The 1,675-nt window shown below is 35.3% G+C and carries 3 protein-coding genes; all 3 read right to left on the minus strand.

Features of this window, described 5'->3' with window-relative positions:
- Window positions 1–668, minus strand: a 668-nt coding sequence (locus tag ACS8FD_RS13850) for a tetratricopeptide repeat protein (protein WP_439276297.1), incomplete at its 3' end; no start/stop codon positions are given.
- Window positions 669–718: 50 nt separating this feature from the next.
- Window positions 719–1,288, minus strand: coding sequence for a hypothetical protein (locus ACS8FD_RS13855; RefSeq protein WP_439262277.1), 570 nt, complete (start codon window positions 1,286–1,288; stop codon window positions 719–721).
- 3 nt (window positions 1,289–1,291) lie between these two features.
- Window positions 1,292–1,675 (minus strand): hypothetical protein (locus ACS8FD_RS13860; RefSeq protein ID WP_439276298.1); only part of this gene is annotated, 384 nt, incomplete at its 5' end.

Consider the following 1,675-nt stretch of genomic DNA (forward strand, 5'->3'; position numbering starts at 1 on the left):
AACCCTTGGTCAGCCGCTTTGGTATACCACTCAAAAGCTTTGTCATAGTCTTGCGTCACACCATAACCGTTTTCATAAAAATTACCAATATTATTTTGAGCGTCAAAAGATCCATTGTTAGCTGCTAATAGATACCACTGCATTGCTTTTTGATAATCTTGCTCAATACCAATACTCTCATGATACATAATCCCGAGATTGAATTGAGCATCAGTATATCCTTGGTTAGCGGCTTGTTGAAACCATTCAAGTTTCTTTATCTCATCTTGTTTAACAGCAATACCTTCATGATATATAACGCCAAGATCAAATTGTGCATTAGCATATCCTTGGTTGGCGGCTTGTTTAATCCATTCAAATGCTTTTTGATAATTTTGATCTACGCCCAAACCTTCATAATACATAATACCTAGATAATGTTTAGCAGGTGCATAGCCTTGATCAGCGGCTTTTTGAAATAATTCAAAAGCTTTGTCATCATCTTCAGGGACTGAGTCACCTTCGTAATAGGCTAGCCCAAGTTTGTATATTTCAGCAGGGGTGCTTTGATTAGATAATATAGGTGTATTTGAAGACTCCGCTGAACAAGCAGAAGTCATTAAACTACTGGATAGTATTGTCGCTAGCAATATAGATTGGGTTAAGGTATAGATTTTTTTTTGATACATTATAATTCCTTTCGTTGACTCTTATAACTATTAAGTTTTAGAAAATAATATCAATTATCCGACTCTATACCACTACGACTATCATATTTTTCTTCATTTAGGTCATAGCAAGGCAAACTATAGTCATATAGTAGTTCTACTAACGTTCGAACTCCAGTAGAACTATATTCGACATCCTTTTGCATGTCGGTCATATATAGAAGAGTAGTTGCTTTGTCATTACATAAAATGCGCATATTTTTAGCTGTTTCTTTAGATTTTCCTACGGTTAAAGCTATATGGTTATCGTTGCCAATACTGTCCGTCACATCTATCCAACCTCTTTTGAGAAGATTATGCTCTAATCTCAATAGTCTATCTTTATCAAAACTATAGCCATAATACCAAGAATAAAACCAAACTTCGCGGTTGGTATAGTCATAATCACTTTCATCAGAGTTTAAAAAATCTGCGATATTATTCAGTTCAGATATCAACCAACTTTCCTTTTCAGTCAATTCTTGTTGATATATTTCAAGTTCTTTGTCTGGCTCTGAGTCTATAGTCCATACAAATAAAATAACAACGAAAGCAATAAGTGAAATATCAGATAGCTTATATTCTTTACCTCTTATTCTCACTGATTACTTTCCTGTATATTCTATTCTATTTTTTGCAGCGTTATACTTCATACCCTTTGCCAATTCCATATTTGTAGAACCTTTACTAGCACCAACAGAAGAACCGCCATTGGAAGCTTTAACAGTCCAACTTTTACCAAAACCACCACTTCCTGCTACAGTTTTACCATCGTGAGTGGTTTCAATAGCAGTAGTCGCTGGACCAACTTCGATGGAATATGAATGCCCTTGACCTGATAATATAGTATCAGTAGCGCTAGCATTACCTTTAATATTACTACTTATGATACGTCCAACCCCTACCTGAACACTAATAGAAGGTGCTTTATTGGTATTAACGTTGGCATTTGCGATTACGGGCTCATATACTTTCCCGTTATGAACATT

The sequence above is a fragment of the Psychrobacter sp. 1U2 genome (genome assembly GCF_051847575.1).